Below are 15,815 nucleotides of genomic sequence, written 5' to 3' on the forward strand. Positions count from 1 at the left end.
CGTCGCAGGGATGTCGCACGGACATCGAAGCGGTTCGGATCGTCGCCAAGTTAGCGGGTCTATGGGACGACATGCACTGTTTGTACAGGGTTAATTTCACCGACGAAGGGGTGATCTTTTCGCGCCGCGGGGCCCAGCATTTCCTCGGGTTTCCGTTTCTCGCCGGCGCCCCGCCGCCGGTGTGACGCAGGTCCCGTCCCACGCTCCGGAGGGGGTGGAACAGGCCCGGCAAAGTTAGGTTAGGCTCACCGTCGTGACCACCAAGACCGAGGGGCTCGACGTCAAGCCCTCGCGAATGTTCGATGTCCAGGTCGCGCGCGTGACGCGCCTGTGCCCGTCCTTCGTTCGCTTCACCTTCACGGGCCCGGACCTGGACAAGTTCGCGGACAACGGCCGCGACCAGCGCATCAAGCTGCTCCTCCCGTCGCCCCAGGGCGGCTGGGACGCGCTGCGCCGGGACGACCCCGACTGGTACGCCGCCTGGCGCATGCTCCCCGACGAGCACCGCAACCCGATGCGCACCTACACGGTCCGCACGGTGCGCCAGGACCTGCGCGAGGTCGACGTCGACGTCGTGATGCACGGTGACACCGGTCCCGCGTCCCGCTGGGCACTGACGGCAGCCGCCGGCGACCCCCTGGTCATCATGGGTCCCAACGCCGAGTACGACGGCATCCACGGGGGCGTCGAGTTCGCGCCGCCGAGGTCCAGCCACGCGCTGCTGCTGGCCGGTGACGAGACCGCGGTGCCCGCCATCGCCGCCATCTGCGAGTCCCTGCCCCAGGACGCCGTGGGCGAGGTCTTCCTCGAGGTGCCCCACCCCGAGGACGGCTGGCAGCTCGGCGCGCCCGAGGGCGTGCGCGTGCACTGGCTGGCCCGTGATGGGCGCGAGCACGGCGACGTGCTGGTCCCGGCCGTCCAGGCCGCCGCCGACCGGCTGCTCGCGATGGGTGTGCGGCCGTCGTCGGACACCTCGCCCGCGCTGACCGCCGCCGGCGTGGACCTGTCCGGCGAGGCGGACGACGTCGACATCGACACGGGCATCCTCTGGGAGGTGCCGGTCGACGAGGCGGGCCGCCCCCTGGCGCAGGACACCGTGCTGTACGCGTGGCTCGCGGGTGAGGCGGGCGTCATCAAGACGCTGCGCCGGTACCTCGTCAACGAGTGCCAGGTGGACCGCAAGTCCGTGGCGTTCATGGGCTACTGGCGCAAGGGCCGCGCGGAGAACTGATCCCGCGGCGTACGAGCCCACGAACCGCGTCGACCGTGCCGGTCGACGCGGTTCGTCGTCTCAGCGCAGGACGCCCAGGTCCTCGACCACCTCGACGCCCGGCATGACGCAGAGCAGCGGCCCGGGCATGAGCAGCTTGGAGCGCCGCACGCCGGACCCCATCAGCGCCATGGTGCCGTCCTGCGTGAACCGGGAGTCGACGAGCACGCGGTAGTGCTCCGGCAGGCCCACGGGCGTGATGCCGCCGTACTCCATGCCGGAGTCGGCCACCGCGCGGTCGGTCGGCAGGAACGACGCCTTGCGGACGTCGAGCAGCTTGCGCACGCGCTTGTTGACGTCGGCGAACGTGCTGGCGGGCACCACGCAGGCCGCGATGCGCTCCTCCTCGGCCCGCTTGCCGGCCACCAGCACGCAGTTGGCCGAGGCCTCCGGCGGCAAGTCGTGCAGCTCGTTGAGCGTCGCGGTGTCGGCGTGGTCCGGGTCGATCTCGGTGACCGCGACCTGGTTGGCGACCCGCTCGTCGGCGGCGGCCCAGGCGGCCAGCGCCGCGCGGACGGGCTCGGCGAGGAGCTCCGGGTGGTCGAGCGCGGGCGCCCAGGCGAGGTCGCCCAGGGTCGGCAGGGTGGCGTTGTCGCTCATCGGCTGTACGTCGCCGTCAGCGTGGCGCGGCCCAGCAGGTGGAAGTACACGTTGAACGCCACCTGCGCGTTGGTGCTGTCCGGCCCCAGGCCGAGCTCGCCGGGCGCCACGTCCAGCGCGTGCACGGCGAAGATGTACCGGTGCGGGTGGTCGCCGGGTGGCGGGCCCGCGCCCTCGAAGCCCGGGGTGTGGCCGTCGCTGCGGGTCTGGAACGCTCCGGTGGGCAGCCCCGAGCCGTCGGGTGCGCCCGCGCCGGTCTCCAGCGACGTCACGTCGGCCGGCAGGTCGCCCACGGTCCAGTGGTGGTAGCCCATCGGCGTCGGCGCGTCCGGGTCGTAGCAGGTCACGACGAACGACCTGGTGCCCTCGGGGTAGCCGCTCCACTCCAGCGCGGGGGAGATGGTCCGGTCGTGCGCGGCGTGCGCGTCCGGCATGCGCTCACCGTCGATCAGGTCGGTGCTCTTCAGCTCGAAGACGGCGGGCGCGGGCAGCAGCGTGTACGGGTCCGGCGGGTAGGGACGAGTGAAATCCATGGGGCTCACTCTGTCAGGTGACACGGAGCAGATGGCGGAACGCCGTGCGGGCTCGCGCCGGGCTGGGCTCGTCGCCGGTGATGAGGTCCGCGTAGGTGAGCGACTCCGAGACCCGCACCAGCAGGTAGGCCAGCTCCTCCGGCGTGATGGTGCCGCCGAACGGCTCGTCGCCCAGGTCGCGGACCACGAGCCACTCGACGGTCGCGACGAAACGGCGCTGGATCGGGCTGTCCGCCGTGGTGAGCAGGCGCAGGGAGCGGGCCGGCTCGCGGCGCAGGAACGCGCGGAAGTAGTCGGCCACGATCAGGTCGTGCGCGAACGTGGTCAGCAGGTCCGCGAGCCGCTCGGCGCCGGTCAGGTGCTCGGTCGCGTGCTCCGCCTGCACCAGCGTGGGCACGGCGAGCGACCACAGCACCTCGGACAGCAGGGCGTCCCGGTTGCCGACCCAGCGGAACACCGACGTGCGGTCCACGCCGAGCTGCGTGGCCAGCGGGCCCATGTCGATGCGGTAGCCCTCGATGAAGGTGTCCCGCGCCAGGTCGAGCACCCGCTGCGCCTCGGGGTGCGTGGCCAGCCGGGCGGACAGCCGGCTCGGCGCCGCCTGCAGCCCGACCGTCGCGATGCTCGACGTCGTGGTCGTCATCAGGTCATCCAACCGCTGGACCGGCGTCCCGTGCAACACAATGCAGAATGATGCATACGGGACATCCCTCTCTGAACAGCACCCTATCCTCGGGCGTCGGGGCGTGCTACGGTCCCCATACAAACCGACCAGACGGTACGGAGGTAGCGTGGCTGACGACGACGTCGCCGAGGGGTCCGGGAGCGGGGCCGGGTACGGTCCCGAGGGTGGAACCGGGCGCAGGTTCGCGGGCCGCGTCGCGCTCGTCACCGGGGCGAGCCGGGGGATCGGGCTCGCGATCGCCCGCCGGATCGTGGCCGAGGGCGGCCGGGTCGTGCTCACCGGCCGCTCCGCCGACACGCTGGCCGAGGCGGTGGCCGGGCTCGGTGCGGACCGCGCGCTGGGCATCGCAGGCAAGGCGGACGACGCCGAGCACCGCGCCGAGGCCATCGCGCGGACGATCGAGCGCTTCGGGCGGCTGGACCACCTGGTGAACAACGCGGGGATCAACCCCGCCTACGGGCCGCTCGCGGGGCTGGAGACGGGCGTGGCCCGCAAGATCCTCGAGGTGAACGTGATCGCGGCGCTGGAGTGGACGCGGGACGCGGTCGCGGGGGCGACGGCTGGGTCGGCCCTGCGCTCCGTCGTCAACATGGCGTCGCTGGCGGGTACGACGTCGGCCACGAACATCGGCTTCTACGGCGTCTCGAAGGCGGCCCTGATCAACCTGACGGTGCAGCTCTCGGACGAGCTCGCCCCGGCCACTCGGGTCAACGCGCTCGCGCCCGCCGTCGTGAAGACGAAGCTGGCGCGCGCCCTGTACGAGGATCGCGAGGAGGAGGCGGCGCGCGCCTACCCGCTGCGGCGGCTCGGGGAGCCGGACGACGTGGCCGGGCCCGCCGCCTTCCTCCTGTCCGACGACGCCGCCTGGGTCACCGGCCAGACCCTGCTGGTCGACGGCGGGGCGAGCGTGCGGGCGGCGTGGTGAGCCGCCCGGCGACGGCGCTCGCGGTGAAGGATGTGCCCATGCGCACCACGAACGTCCACGACCAGGTCCTGCGGGCCGCCCTCGACCTCTTCGCCTCGCAGGGCTACGCGACCACGAGCGTCCAGCAGATCGTCGCCGCCGCGGGCGTCACCAAGGGCGCCATGTACCACTACTTCGCCTCCAAGGACGACCTGCTGTTCGCGATCTACGAGCGGATGCTGTCGCTGCAGAAGGCGCGGCTCGACCAGCTCGTCGCGGCGGGCGAGGAGCGAGGCGACGACGTGGAGCAGGTGCTGCGCGCCGTCTGCGAGGACGTGGTGACCACCTCGATCGAGCTGCTGCCCGAGGGCACCGTGTTCACCCGCAGCCAGCACATGCTCGCGCCGGAGCGGCAGGCGGAGGTCAAGCGGCGCCGTCGGGCGTACCACGACGACTTCCAGGCGCTGCTGGAGCGCGGGATCAAGGAGGGCGTGTTCCGCGACGACGTGCCCACCGCGGTGCTCATCGCCAACTTCTTCTCCGACGTGCACTACCTGCCCCAGTGGTACTCGCCCACGGGGCCCGAGACCACCGCCGAGGTGGCGGAGCAGCTCACGGAGCTGTTCCTGCGCGGCATCAGACACGGCAGCAGGAAGGACTGAGACGTGAACCCACCCACGGCGATGAAGGCGTGGCGCGTGGTCTCCCACGGGGAGCCCGAGCAGGTGATGGAGCTGCACGACGTGCCGGTGCCCGAGCCCGGACCGGGCGAGGTGCTGGTCCGGGTGCGGGCCGTGGCGGTGAACTTCCCCGACGTCCTGCTGGCGCGCGGCGAGTACCAGGAGCGGCCCGAGCTGCCGTTCGTGCCGGGCATCGAGCTGTGCGGCGACGTCGTGGCGCTCGGGCCCGGCGTGACCGAGGGGGAGCGGGTGCGGGTGGGCGACCGTGTGGTCGGCTCGAAGATCGGGGTGCTGGCGCAGTACGCGACGGTCCCGGCCCAGGCGGTGCACGCGGCGCCGTCGGCCCTGGACGACGCCCAGGCCGCCGCGCTGACGATCGCCTACCAGACGGCGTGGTTCGGGCTGCACCGGCGGGCCGGCCTGCGGGCGGGCGAGACGCTGCTGGTGCACGCCGCCGCGGGCGGCGTGGGCACGGCCGCGTGCCAGCTCGGCGCGGCTGCCGGCGCGCGCGTGGTCGGGGTGGTGGGCAGCCCGGAGAAGGTGGCCGCGGCCCGCGCCGCGGGCGCGGACGAGGTGTTCCTGCGCGACGACGACTGGGTCGGCGCGCTGCGCGGCGGTGTCGACGTGGTGTTCGACCCCGTGGGCGGCGAGTCGTTCGAGCGCTCCACGCGCTGCCTGGCGTTCGAGGGGCGGATCGTGGTGGTCGGGTTCGCGAGCGGGGAGCTGCCGAAGGTCCGGGCCGACCTCGCTCTGGTGAAGAACTACGGGGTGCTCGGCCTGCACTGGGCGCTCTACCAGCAGCGGCGGCCCGACCTCGTGGACGCCGCGCACGCCGAGCTGGAGCGGCTCGCCGCGACCGGTGTGCTGCGCCCGGCGCTGGGCGACGTGGTCGGGTTCGGCCAGGCGCCCGCCGCGGTGGCGCGGCTGGCGGGCGGCGCGACGACGGGGCGGCTCGTGGTCCGGGTGGCCGACGACGCGGTGGTCGGCGACGGGGAGGTGGCGGCATGACGGCCCCGGGGGCGGGCCCGACGGTCGCCGCGCTGCACGACCTGACCGGCCGGGTCGCCCTCGTGACGGGCGCGGCGCGCGGCATCGGCGAGGCGTACGTGCGGATCCTGCACGACGCCGGTGCGCACGTGGTGATCACCGACGTGCTGGACGCCGCGGGCCGGGCGCTGGCCGAGGAGCTGGGGGAGCGGGCCGGGTTCGCGCACCTGGACGTGACCGACGAGGACGCGTGGGAACGGGTCGTGGGCCAGGTGGTCGACGAGCTCGGCGGCGTGGACGTGCTGGTCAACAACGCGGGCATCGCCAACGCGGCCCCGATCGAGCACTTCACGCTCGCCAAGTGGAACGCCGTGATGGCGGTCAACGCCACGGGCGTGTTCCTGGGCTGCCGGGCAGTGGTGCCCACGATGAAGGCGGCGGGGCGCGGCTCGATCATCAACATCTCCTCGGTGGAGGGGTTGCGCGGGAGCTGGAGCCTGCACGGGTACACCGCCTCCAAGTTCGCGGTGCGGGGCCTGACCAAGTCGCTCGCCGTGGAGCTGGGCAAGGACGGGATCCGGGTCAACTCGGTGCACCCCGGCCTGGTCCTGACCGAGATGAGCGCGCGGATCGACCCCGACGCGCTGGTGATCCCGCTCGGCCGGCCGGGGGTGCCCGCCGACCTGGCGGGGACCATCCTGTTCCTCGCGAGCGAGGCGTCGGCGTGGATCTCCGGCCAGGAGATCGTGGTGGACGGCGGCATGACCAGCGGGATACCGCACCGGTAGGACGCCCGCCGGCCGGTCGGCGGCGGCGTTCTGGGCCCCCAACAAACCGGCCGGTCGGTTTCGCACCCACCCATCCGACACGAAGAGGTGCCGATGACGACGCAGAGCAGGACAGCAGACAGCCCGCCCCGGCTGGAGGTCTCGGGGCTGACCGTGACGTTCGGCGGCCTGACCGCCGTGGACGACGTGTCCTTCACCGTGGGCGACGGCGAGACCGTCGCGCTCATCGGCCCCAACGGTGCGGGCAAGACGACGGTGTTCAACGCCGTGTGCGGCCTGGTGCGCGCCCGGCGGGGCCAGGTCCGGGTGGACGGCGCGCCCGCGCCGTCGTCCGCGACCGGGCTGCTCGGGGCCGGGGTCTCCCGGACCCTGCAGGGCCTGGGGCTGTTCGACCGCCTCACGGTGCTGGAGAACGTGCTGGTGCCGCTGACCGGCACGAGCCCGCGCCGGCCCCGACGGCGCACCCCCGGCGGCTCGCGCGCCCGGGCCCTCGGGCTCGACACGGCCCGCGAGACGCTGGCCGCCCTCGGCCTGGGCGACCTGGCCGCGGTGCCCGCCGGGACGCTGCCCTACCCGGAGCGCAAGCGCGTGGCGCTCGCCCGCGCCCTGGTCACCCGGCCGCGGCTGCTGCTCCTGGACGAGCCCGCCGGCGGGCTCGGTCCCGCGGACATCGACCGGCTCGCGGGAACCGTGCGCGACGTGTCCGGCGCCGGCTGCTCCGTGCTGCTGGTCGAGCACCACGTCGACTTCGTGACGGACGTGGCCGACCGCGTGGTGGTGCTCGACTTCGGGCACGTCATCGCCGCCGGCACGCCCGACGAGGTGCGCCGCGACCCCGCCGTCGAGGAGGCCTACCTCGGCGTGCCCGCCGGGACCGGGGCCTCGGAGGAGACGGCATGAGCACCCTGACGATCGAGCGCCTCACCGTCGGTCACGGCGACGGCGCCGCCGTGCTGGACGGCCTCGACCTCGAGGTGCCCGCCGGCGGCGTCGTCGCGCTGCTCGGGGCCAACGGCGCCGGCAAGACGACGCTGCTGCGCGCCCTGCTGGGCCTGGTCCCCGTCCGCGGCGGCCGGGTGCTGCTCGACGGCGCCGACCTGACCGGGCTGCCCACCGAGGACCGCGCGCGCCGTGGGCTCGCGCTCGTCCCCGAGGGGCGCGGCGTGGTGGCCGAGCTGACCGTCGCGGAGAACCTCCGGCTCGGCGCCCTGTGGAGGGACGCGGGGCGGGGGCACACCAGCGCCGCGCGCGACGCCGCCGTCGGGCAGATGTACGAGCTGTTCGAGCCGCTGGCGCGGCGACGCGACGCCGCGGGCCACTCCCTGTCCGGGGGCGAGCGGCAGATGCTCGCGCTCGCCCGCGCCCTGGTGGCCCGGCCCGCGGTGCTCCTGCTCGACGAGCCCTCCCTGGGGCTGGCGCCGCTGGTGGTCGCCCAGCTCCTCGGCGTGCTCCGCGACCAGGCCCGGGCCACCGGGCTCACCGTGCTCCTGGCCGAGCAGAACGTCACCGGCGCGCTGTCGGTGGCCGACCGCGGCGTCGTCCTGTCCCTGGGGGAGGTCGTCGCCGACCGGCCGGCCGCCGCGCTGGCCGCCGACCCCGCCCTCCGCCACGCCTACCTGGGCTTCTAGCCGGTTTCGAGAGGAGACCAGCCATGGAAAGACTCGTGTTCCTGCTGTCGACCGGACTCGCGCGCGGCGCCGTCCTCGCCCTGTTCGCGCTGTCGCTCGTGATCGTCTACCGGGCCGCCCGGGTCGTGAACTTCGCCCAGGCCGCCCTGGCGGTCGTGCCCGTCTACGTGGCCTTCGCGATCACGTCCGCCACCGGCTCGTACTGGCTGGGGCTCGCCGCCGCGCTCGCCACCGGCGCGCTGCTCGGTACCGTGGTCGAGCGGCGGCTCATGCGCCTGGTGCCGCAGGACAACCCGCTGGCCGGCATCATCGTGGCGATCGGCCTGGTCATGGTGCTCCAGGCCGGGCTCGCGATCGCCTTCGGACCCGACCACCGGCCCGTGCACGCGCCGTTCCCGCAGCGGCCCCTCGAGGTGGGCGGCGTCGGGCTGATGAGCCCGTACGACCTGTTCGTGCTCGTGGTCGCCGCCGTCGTCATGGGCGGCCTGGCCCTCCTGTTCAACCGCACCTCGCTGGGCCTCCAGCTGCGCGCGGCGGCCTTCGCCCCCGAGACCTCCCGCCTGCTGGGCGTGCGCGTGCCCCGCATGGTCACGCTCGGCTGGACGCTCTCCATCGCCACCGCGGCGCTCGCGGCCCTGCTGCTGGTGCCCACGGGGCTCGGCCTGGACCCCCACGCGGCCGACGTGCTGTTCGTCAATGCGTTCGCCGCCGCCGTCGTCGGCGGGCTCGACTCGCCGGCGGGGGCCCTGGTGGCCGGGCTGTCGGTCGGCGTGCTCGTGGCCCTCGTGACCGGGTACGCGTCGGCCGCGGCGGCGCCGCCGGCGGTGCTCGCGCTCCTCACGGTCGTGCTGCTCGTGCGCCCGCAGGGGCTCTTCGCCGCGAGGGAGGCCCGGACCGCATGAGACTCCTGCTGCGCGCCGGGCTGCTCACGCTGCTCGCCCTGGGCGCCACCTTCCTGCTCGACCCGTACCGCAACTACCAGCTCGCCACCGCGACCGGGGTCTTCGCCGCCGTGGCCGGGCTCACCCTCCTGGTCGGGCTCACCGGCCAGCTCTCCCTGGGGCACGGCGTGCTCATGGCCGCCGGCGGGTACGGGTACGCCCTGACCGCCACCCGGGTCGAGTCCGCGATCGAGGGCACCCCGGTGGCCGACGGCGTCGGCGGCCGGCTCCTGCCCCTGCTCGCCGGGGTGGCCGGCGCCCTGGTCACCTCGGGACTGCTCGGCCTGCTGCTCGGGCTGGCCGCTGCCCGGCTGCGCGGCCCCTACCTGGCGGGCCTGACGCTCGCCCTGGTGATCGCGCTGCCCTCGGCCGCGAGCACCATCCCCGGCCTGGCGGGGGAGCAGGGCGTGCGCGCCCCGTTCGTCCCCGTGCCCGACACGCTGGCGCTGCTCATCGCCACCGAGCAGTGGCACGCCTGGCTCGCGATCCTGGTCGCGGCCTGCGCCGTCACGCCGCTGGTCGCCCTGCGCGCCGGACGCGCGGGCCTGCGCATGCGCGCGGTGCACGACGACGAGACGGCCGCCCGCCTGGCCGGCGTCGACCCCGGCCGGGTCAAGGCCGGGGCTTTTGTGCTCAGCTCGCTCGCCGCGGGCCTGGGCGGCGCGGTGCTCGCCATCGTCACGCAGCAGGTCAGCCCCGGGGCGTACGGCCTCGGGTTCTCGCTGCTGCTCGTGGTCGCCGCCGTGATCGGCGGGCTCGGCTCGCTCGGCGGCGCCGCGATCGGGGCGGTGCTCGTGACGCTGCTGCCGTGGGTCGTCGACCAGGCCACGGCCGCCCTGCCCGCCGATCTGGGCCACCGCCTGCAGGGCAACCTCGAGATCGCGCTGTTCGGCGTGGTCGTGATCGTCGTGACCGTCCTCCGGCCGGGCGGGCTCGCCCGGCTGTTCCCTGACCGCAAGCCCTTTCCCAGCCACGTCCTTTCCAACACAGTGAGGTGAACGGAAATGCGCACTGCTTCTCTGTCCAGCCCCCGCTCCGTGGGCACGGCGGCCGTCCTCGGGCTGACCGCCGCGACGGCGCTGTCGGCCTGCTCCACCCCCGCGGCCGCCGAGGTCCCCGGCGTCACCGACGACACGGTGGTCATCGGCACCCACCAGCCGCTGACGGGTCCGGCCGCGGCCGGCTTCGCGTCGATCTCGGCGGCCACCGCGGCGTACTTCGACCACGTGAACGCGAACGGCGGCATCCACGGCCGCGAGATCGAGTACGTCGTCAAGGACGACGGCTACAACCCCGCGAACACCCAGACGGTGGTGCGCGAGCTGGTCCAGGAGGACGAGGTCTTCGCCGTCGTCAACGGCCTGGGCACGCCCACGCACTCCAGCGTGCTCGACTACCTGGCCCAGAACGACGTGCCCGACCTGTTCGTCGCCTCGGGCTCCCTGACGTGGGACCAGCCGGAGGAGTACCCGAACACGTTCGGCTTCAACGCCGACTACGTGACCGAGGGCGCGGCGCTCGCGCAGTACGCGCTGGACACCGAGCCGGACGCCGTCGTCTGCGTGCTGGGCCAGGACGACGACTTCGGCGAGGGCATCCTGGCGGGCGTCGAGCTGGCCGTGGGCGCGGACGGGGTGGCGAGCAGCCAGACCTACTCCACCGCCGACCAGGACGTGACCGCGCAGATCGGCGCCATGAAGGAGGCCGGTTGCACGCACAACGTGCTCGGCACCATCAACGGGTTCACGGCCCTGGCCGTGGGCACGGCCGCGCAGATGGACTGGTTCCCGCGGTGGCACGTGTCCTCCTCGGGCGCCGACCACCCGACGCTCGTCGAGTACCTCGGCGCGGACGTCGCGCCGGTGCTGGAGGGCCTCGTCTCCGTGAACTACCTGCCCAACAGCCCGTCGTCCGAGTGGTACGAGCTGTTCTCGCGGATCAACGACGAGTACAACGACGGCGCGCCCTACACGGGCAACACCACCTACGGCATGAGCGTGGGCTACCAGTTCGCCGAGGCGCTCGCGGCGGCCGGCACCGACCCGACCCGGGAATCGATCGTGGCGGCGATCGAGTCGGGTGAGCTGCAGGGCAACGGCATCGCGCCGCTGACGTACTCCGCGGAGGATCATCTTGCCCATCGCACCGTCCGCATCGCGGTGGTGACGGACGGCGTGCAGGACTTCACCGACGAGGCCTACACGGTGTCCGAGGCCGGGGCGACCCCGGCCGAGCCCGCGCAGGTGCCGCTGGAGAACGAGGGCATCCCGGTCACCGAGTGACCGGGGTCCGGCGAGGGCGCCGCACCGGAACCAGAACCACCGCAGGGAAGGGGAACCATGACGAACGAACTGCCCGGCCTGGACGTCGCCGGCCTGTCCGCCTGGCTGGCCAGGGAGCACCCGGAGCTCGCGGGTCCGGACACCGGCCCGGGCCCCGGGCTGACGGCGACCCTCGTCCCCGGCGGCCGCAGCAACCTCACCTACCGGGTGGACGGCGCCGCCCGTCCGCTGGTGCTGCGGCGCCCGCCGCTGGGGCACGTGCTGTCCAGCGCGCACGACATGCGGCGCGAGCACCGCGTCATCACCGCCCTGGCGGGGACGATCCCGGTGCCGCCCACGGTGGCGGTGGTGGACGACACCGCCGCCGCCGAGGTCACGGGCACCGTGTTCTTCGTCATGGGGTACGTGGCCGGCGCCGTCCTGGCCCGGCCCGAGGACAACGCGGCCTGGACCCCCGCGGGCCTGGGCCGGCTCGCGACCGAGCTGGCCGAGGTGCTGGCGGACCTGCACGGCACCGACCCCGTCGCGGTCGGGCTGGCCGACTTCGGCCGGCCCGCCGGGTACCTGGGCCGTCAGCTCAAGACCTGGCGGCGCCAGTACGACGCCTCCAGGTCGCGGCCCCAGCCACTCCTGGACACCCTCCAGGAGCGGCTGGCGGACGCGGTGCCCGACGACGGGGCGCGCTCCGGCATCGTGCACGGCGACTACCGGCTCGACAACGTGCTCGTGGCCGGGCGGCCCGACGCGCCCCACGTCGCGGCGGTGCTGGACTGGGAGATGGCCACGCTCGGCGACCCGCTCGTGGACCTGGGCATGCTCGGCATGTACTGGGACATCCACGAGCTGACGCGGGCGGCCGGCGTCGTCGGCGTCGCCGGGGCGATCGTGCCCGGCGCGGGCTACCCGGACTTCGCCGAGGTCATCGACGCCTACGCGGCCCGCGCCGGCATCGCCGTGCCGGACCTGGCCTGGTACCGGGCGTTCGCCTGCTACAAGCTCGCGGTCATCCTCGAGGGCATCCACTACCGGTTCACCGGCGGCCAGACCGTCGGCGCCGGGTTCGACACGATCGGCGCCCTGGTGGCGCCGCTGGCCGCCGAGGGGCTGGCCCGGCTCGGCGTCGCGACCGGCGGCGTCGTCCCGTCCCGTCCCGCCACCACGGAAGGGGGAGCCTGATGGACTTCGCACCCGACGAGACGACCCGGGAGGTCACCGGCCGGGTCCGGGACTTCCTGGCGGACGACGTGCTGCCCGCCGAGCCCGTGCTCGCCGCGCAGCTCGCTGCCACCCCCGACGACTGGTCGTTCCGGCCCGTCGTGCGCCACCTGCAGGCCACGGCCCGCGAGCGGGGCCTGTGGAACCTGTTCGGCGGCCTGACCAACCTGCAGTACGCCCCCGTGGCCGAGCTGACCGGGTACAGCCCCCGGCTCGCGCCCGTCGCCATGAACTGCGCCGCGCCCGACACCGGCAACATGGAGCTGCTTGCCCACTTCGCCACGCCCGAGCAGCGCGAGCGCTGGCTCGACCCGTTGCTGGACGGCGCGCAGCGGTCGGCGTTCTGCATGACCGAGCCCGGCGTCGCGTCGTCGGACGCCACGAACATCGCCACCCGCATCGTGCGCGAGGGTGACGAGTACGTGATCACCGGCCGCAAGTGGTTCGCCACGGGCGCGATGAACCCGGACTGCGGGCTGCTGGTCGTGATGGGCAAGACGGACCCGGACGCGCCCCGGCACCGGCAGCAGTCCATGGTGCTCGTGCCCCGCGACACCCCCGGCGTCACCGTGCTGCGCGGCCTGACCGTGCTGGGCTACGACGACCGCGACCACGGCGGCCACGCCGAGATCGTGTTCGACGACGTCCGCGTGCCCGCCACCGCGCTGCTGGGCGGCGAGGGCGACGGGTTCGCCATGGCCCAGGCCCGCCTCGGGCCCGGCCGCATCCACCACTGCATGCGCGCCCTCGGCACGGCCGAGCGGGCGCTGGACCTGGTGCGCGAGCGCGCCGCCGAGCGGGTCGCGTTCGGCCGGCCGCTCGCCGACCAGGGCGTGGTGCGCGAGTGGGCCGCCACCTCCCGCATCGAGATCGAGTCGCTGCGCCTGCTCGTGCTCAAGACCGCCTGGCTCATGGACACCGTCGGCAACAAGGCCGCCATGACCGAGATCCAGGCCATCAAGATCGCGGTACCCCGCGCCGTCGGGCAGATCCTGGACCGCGCCGTCCAGGTGTTCGGCGCCGCCGGGGTCTCCGGCGACCACCCCCTGGCCGAGCTGCTCGCCGGCGTCCGCACCCTGCGCCTGGCCGACGGGCCCGACGAGGTGCACCTCGCCTCCCTCGGCCGGGCCGAGCTCCGCCGTCGTGCGCCCTACCTGGCGCGCCCCTCCGCAACCCCGTCAGCCCCGTCGACCGTCGAAGGAGACCCGACATGACCCCAGCACCCGCCGCCGCGCCCGACCCCGCCGTCGACGGGCCCGGGTACGGCACCCTGTCCATCGCGAGCATGCTCGCCGAGACCGCCCGCCGGTACCCCGGCCGCCCCGCCCTGTACTTCCTGGGGCAGGCCACCACCTACGGCGACCTCTGGGACCAGACCCGCGCGTACGCGGGGGCGCTCGCGGCCCGGGGCATCGGGCCGGGCTCGCGCGTGGCGATGATCGTGCCGAACGTGCCCGACTTCGCGCGCGTCTACTACGCCACCCTCGCGCTCGGCGCCGTCGTGGTCCCGGTGCACCTGCTGTTCCGCACGGACGAGATCGAGTTCGTGCTGCGGGACGCGGGGGCCGACGTCGTGGTGGTCGCCGCCCCGATGCTGGCGGAGGCCGCCCCCGCGGCCGCGCGGGCCGGCGTGCCGCTGCTGACCGTGCTGCTGCCGCAGGACGCCGCCCGCCGGCTCGCCGACCAGGGCACCCCGGTGGGGCGGCTGGAGGACGAGGCGGCCGCGGCCACGCCGATCGAGCGGCACGCGAGCGTCAACCCCCTGGCCGCGGCCACCATCCTGTACACGAGCGGCACCACGGGCACGCCCAAGGGCGCGGTGGGCTCGCACCTGGCGATGGTCGAGCAGGTGCACTGCTCCCTGATCGACTCGTTCGACCTGCGGCCCGACGACGTGGTGTACGGCGGCCTGCCGTTCTTCCACTCGTTCGGCCAGATGGCGGTGCTCAACATGGCGTTCCGGCGCGGCGCGTCGATCGTGCTGCTGCCCCGGTTCGACCCGGACGAGGCCCTGGAGCTGCTGGTGGCGCACGGCGCGACCGTGTTCACGGCCGTGCCGACCAACTTCGCGGGCATGGTCGAGGCGGCCCGCCGGTCGGCGGCGCGGCCCCCGCTGCGGTTCGCCGTCTCCGGCGGTGCGGCGCTGCCGGTGGCGCTGCTGGAGGCGTTCGAGGAGGCGTACGGCGCGCAGGTGCACGAGGGGTACGGGCTCACCGAGACGTCGCCGTCGTGCACCTTCAACGTGACGTCCGAACCCATCCGGCCCGGGACCGTGGGCCGCCCCATGTGGGGCGTCGACGTGGCCGTGGCGGTGGCCGAGGTGGAGGACCGGGTCGAGCTGCTGCCCGCCCCGGCGCCGGGCTCCGCGGCCGGGGAGCAGAGCGAGCTGGGCGAGATCGTGGTGCGCGGGCACAACCTGATGAAGGGGTACCTGGGCCGCCCGGACGCCTCGGCGGCCGCCGTCGTGGACGGGTGGTTCCGCACCGGCGACCTGGGCACCGTCGACGCGGACGGCATCGTGACGGTCGTGGACCGCAAGAAGGACATGATCATCCGCAACGGCTACAACGTGTATCCCACGGAGGTCGAGGCGGTGCTGGCCCGCTACCCGGGGGTCGCGCTGGCCGCGGTGTTCGGCGTGCCCGACGCCGCGCGCGGGCAGGAGGTGCACGCCGCCGTCGTGCCGTCCTCCGGGGCCGACGTGGACCCGGACGCCGTGGTCGCGTACATGAAGGAGCACGTCGCGGCGTACAAGTACCCCCGCGTGGTGCACGTCTCCCCGGACCTGCCGCTGGGCCCGAGCGGCAAGGTGCTCAAGCGCGAGCTGACGGCCCGGCACTCGGCCCCGGACCTGGCTCGGGAGGGGTGACGCCGAGGTGGTCCTCGACCGCGGCGCGGATCACGTCCGGCACCGGCACGGGTCGGCGCGCGGCCCGGTCCACGAAGACGTGCGTGAAGCTGCCCGTCGCGTACGCCTCGCTCCGGTCGGGCGCGCCCGCGCGCAGGATCGCCAGGTCCCAGGTGAGCGAGCTGCGCCCGAGGCGCCCGACGGCGACGTCGACCTCCAGCTCCTCGGGGAACGACGCCGGGGCGAGGAACTCGCACGAGGAGGCGCGGGCGAGCCCGATCACGGCGCCCGCCGGGTCCAGGTCGGTGTGCCTGATGAGCCAGGTGTTCACCGCCGTGTCCATGGCCTCGTAGTAGACGGTGTTGTTCATGTGCCCGTACTGGTCGTTGTCGTTCCAGCGCAGCGGGAAGGGGTGCCGATAGCCCATCGAGGCAGCGTAGCCCGGCCCCCAGGG

Annotated in this window: 17 protein-coding genes; 13 read left to right on the top strand and 4 right to left on the bottom strand. The window is 74.3% G+C overall.

Annotation, left to right across the window (positions count from 1 at the left end; translation table 11 throughout):
- Positions 1-253 precede the first annotated feature (253 nt).
- Positions 254-1,231, top strand: a complete 978-nt coding sequence (locus QRN56_RS21925; RefSeq protein WP_285106829.1) for a siderophore-interacting protein — start codon at positions 254-256, stop codon at positions 1,229-1,231.
- Positions 1,232-1,291: 60 nt separating this feature from the next.
- On the opposite strand, the gene QRN56_RS21930 is transcribed toward QRN56_RS21925, so the two are convergent.
- The 3 genes from QRN56_RS21930 to QRN56_RS21940 are packed head-to-tail and all read right to left on the bottom strand — an operon-like array spanning position 1,292 to position 3,046.
- Positions 1,292-1,870, bottom strand: coding sequence for a YbaK/EbsC family protein (locus tag QRN56_RS21930; RefSeq protein WP_285106831.1), 579 nt, complete (start codon positions 1,868-1,870; stop codon positions 1,292-1,294).
- A complete protein-coding gene (locus QRN56_RS21935) occupies positions 1,867-2,403 on the bottom strand; it encodes a YbhB/YbcL family Raf kinase inhibitor-like protein (protein WP_285106833.1) in 537 nt (178 codons plus the stop codon). Before QRN56_RS21935 ends, QRN56_RS21930 begins: the two co-directional genes overlap by 4 nt.
- 13 nt (positions 2,404-2,416) lie before the next feature.
- Positions 2,417-3,046, bottom strand: coding sequence for a QsdR family transcriptional regulator (locus tag QRN56_RS21940; RefSeq protein ID WP_285106834.1), 630 nt, complete (start codon positions 3,044-3,046; stop codon positions 2,417-2,419).
- Positions 3,047-3,194: 148 nt separating this feature from the next.
- On the opposite strand from QRN56_RS21940, the gene QRN56_RS21945 reads away from it, so the two are divergent.
- From QRN56_RS21945 to QRN56_RS22000, 12 genes are all read left to right on the top strand, one after another.
- Entirely contained in the window at positions 3,195-4,013 is an 819-nt protein-coding gene (locus tag QRN56_RS21945; RefSeq protein WP_285106836.1) for an SDR family oxidoreductase, read from the top strand.
- A 38-nt stretch (positions 4,014-4,051) separates the two neighbouring features.
- The gene (locus QRN56_RS21950; RefSeq protein WP_285106837.1) at positions 4,052-4,654 is read left to right on the top strand and encodes a TetR/AcrR family transcriptional regulator; all 603 of its coding nucleotides are present in this window, start codon (positions 4,052-4,054) and stop codon (positions 4,652-4,654) included.
- A 3-nt stretch (positions 4,655-4,657) separates the two neighbouring features.
- Positions 4,658-5,680 carry an NADPH:quinone oxidoreductase family protein gene (locus tag QRN56_RS21955; RefSeq protein WP_285106838.1) on the top strand — a complete coding sequence of 341 codons (1,023 nt, stop codon included), beginning with the start codon at positions 4,658-4,660 and terminating at the stop codon, positions 5,678-5,680.
- Entirely contained in the window at positions 5,677-6,447 is a 771-nt protein-coding gene (locus tag QRN56_RS21960) for an SDR family NAD(P)-dependent oxidoreductase (protein ID WP_285106840.1), read from the top strand. The genes QRN56_RS21955 and QRN56_RS21960 overlap by 4 nt, the downstream gene beginning before the upstream one ends.
- Before the next feature lie 93 nt (positions 6,448-6,540).
- Positions 6,541-7,347 (top strand): ABC transporter ATP-binding protein, encoded by an 807-nt coding sequence (locus tag QRN56_RS21965; RefSeq protein ID WP_285106841.1) that lies wholly within the window; start codon positions 6,541-6,543, stop codon positions 7,345-7,347.
- On the top strand, positions 7,344-8,075 hold the full coding sequence (locus QRN56_RS21970; protein WP_285106843.1) for an ABC transporter ATP-binding protein: 732 nt from the start codon (positions 7,344-7,346) through the stop codon (positions 8,073-8,075). The genes QRN56_RS21965 and QRN56_RS21970 overlap by 4 nt, the downstream gene beginning before the upstream one ends.
- Positions 8,076-8,098: 23 nt before the next feature.
- Complete coding sequence (locus tag QRN56_RS21975) at positions 8,099-8,977, top strand: branched-chain amino acid ABC transporter permease (RefSeq protein WP_285106844.1); 879 nt, start codon at positions 8,099-8,101, stop codon at positions 8,975-8,977.
- Entirely contained in the window at positions 8,974-10,014 is a 1,041-nt protein-coding gene (locus QRN56_RS21980) for a branched-chain amino acid ABC transporter permease (RefSeq protein WP_285106846.1), read from the top strand. Before QRN56_RS21975 ends, QRN56_RS21980 begins: the two co-directional genes overlap by 4 nt.
- A gap of 6 nt (positions 10,015-10,020) precedes the next feature.
- Entirely contained in the window at positions 10,021-11,298 is a 1,278-nt protein-coding gene (locus QRN56_RS21985; protein ID WP_285106848.1) for an ABC transporter substrate-binding protein, read from the top strand.
- A gap of 57 nt (positions 11,299-11,355) precedes the next feature.
- Positions 11,356-12,474 carry a phosphotransferase family protein gene (locus QRN56_RS21990; protein WP_285106849.1) on the top strand — a complete coding sequence of 373 codons (1,119 nt, stop codon included), beginning with the start codon at positions 11,356-11,358 and terminating at the stop codon, positions 12,472-12,474.
- Positions 12,474-13,727 carry an acyl-CoA dehydrogenase family protein gene (locus tag QRN56_RS21995; protein ID WP_285106851.1) on the top strand — a complete coding sequence of 418 codons (1,254 nt, stop codon included), beginning with the start codon at positions 12,474-12,476 and terminating at the stop codon, positions 13,725-13,727. The genes QRN56_RS21990 and QRN56_RS21995 overlap by 1 nt, the downstream gene beginning before the upstream one ends.
- Positions 13,724-15,382, top strand: a complete 1,659-nt coding sequence (locus tag QRN56_RS22000) for an AMP-binding protein (protein ID WP_285106853.1) — start codon at positions 13,724-13,726, stop codon at positions 15,380-15,382. Before QRN56_RS21995 ends, QRN56_RS22000 begins: the two co-directional genes overlap by 4 nt.
- Here QRN56_RS22000 and QRN56_RS22005 read toward each other — a convergent pair.
- Entirely contained in the window at positions 15,327-15,788 is a 462-nt protein-coding gene (locus QRN56_RS22005; RefSeq protein ID WP_285106855.1) for an acyl-CoA thioesterase, read from the bottom strand. The genes QRN56_RS22000 and QRN56_RS22005 overlap by 56 nt on opposite strands.
- Between the last annotated feature and the right edge of the window lie 27 nt (positions 15,789-15,815).

This window comes from Promicromonospora sp. MEB111, from assembly GCF_030209445.1.
In the GTDB taxonomy this organism is placed as follows: domain Bacteria; phylum Actinomycetota; class Actinomycetes; order Actinomycetales; family Cellulomonadaceae; genus Promicromonospora.

Coding starts and splice junctions, on each gene's coding strand:
- QRN56_RS21930 (WP_285106831.1), bottom strand. CDS start 1,870: ATGAGCGACAACGCCACCCTGCCGACCCTGGGCGACCTCGCCTGGGCG.
- QRN56_RS21935 (WP_285106833.1), bottom strand. CDS start 2,403: ATGGATTTCACTCGTCCCTACCCGCCGGACCCGTACACGCTGCTGCCC.
- QRN56_RS21940 (WP_285106834.1), bottom strand. CDS start 3,046: ATGACGACCACGACGTCGAGCATCGCGACGGTCGGGCTGCAGGCGGCG.
- QRN56_RS21950 (WP_285106837.1), top strand. CDS start 4,052: ATGCGCACCACGAACGTCCACGACCAGGTCCTGCGGGCCGCCCTCGAC.
- QRN56_RS21960 (WP_285106840.1), top strand. CDS start 5,677: ATGACGGCCCCGGGGGCGGGCCCGACGGTCGCCGCGCTGCACGACCTG.
- QRN56_RS21965 (WP_285106841.1), top strand. CDS start 6,541: ATGACGACGCAGAGCAGGACAGCAGACAGCCCGCCCCGGCTGGAGGTC.
- QRN56_RS21970 (WP_285106843.1), top strand. CDS start 7,344: ATGAGCACCCTGACGATCGAGCGCCTCACCGTCGGTCACGGCGACGGC.
- QRN56_RS21975 (WP_285106844.1), top strand. CDS start 8,099: ATGGAAAGACTCGTGTTCCTGCTGTCGACCGGACTCGCGCGCGGCGCC.
- QRN56_RS21980 (WP_285106846.1), top strand. CDS start 8,974: ATGAGACTCCTGCTGCGCGCCGGGCTGCTCACGCTGCTCGCCCTGGGC.
- QRN56_RS21985 (WP_285106848.1), top strand. CDS start 10,021: ATGCGCACTGCTTCTCTGTCCAGCCCCCGCTCCGTGGGCACGGCGGCC.
- QRN56_RS21990 (WP_285106849.1), top strand. CDS start 11,356: ATGACGAACGAACTGCCCGGCCTGGACGTCGCCGGCCTGTCCGCCTGG.
- QRN56_RS21995 (WP_285106851.1), top strand. CDS start 12,474: ATGGACTTCGCACCCGACGAGACGACCCGGGAGGTCACCGGCCGGGTC.
- QRN56_RS22000 (WP_285106853.1), top strand. CDS start 13,724: ATGACCCCAGCACCCGCCGCCGCGCCCGACCCCGCCGTCGACGGGCCC.
- QRN56_RS22005 (WP_285106855.1), bottom strand. CDS start 15,788: ATGGGCTATCGGCACCCCTTCCCGCTGCGCTGGAACGACAACGACCAG.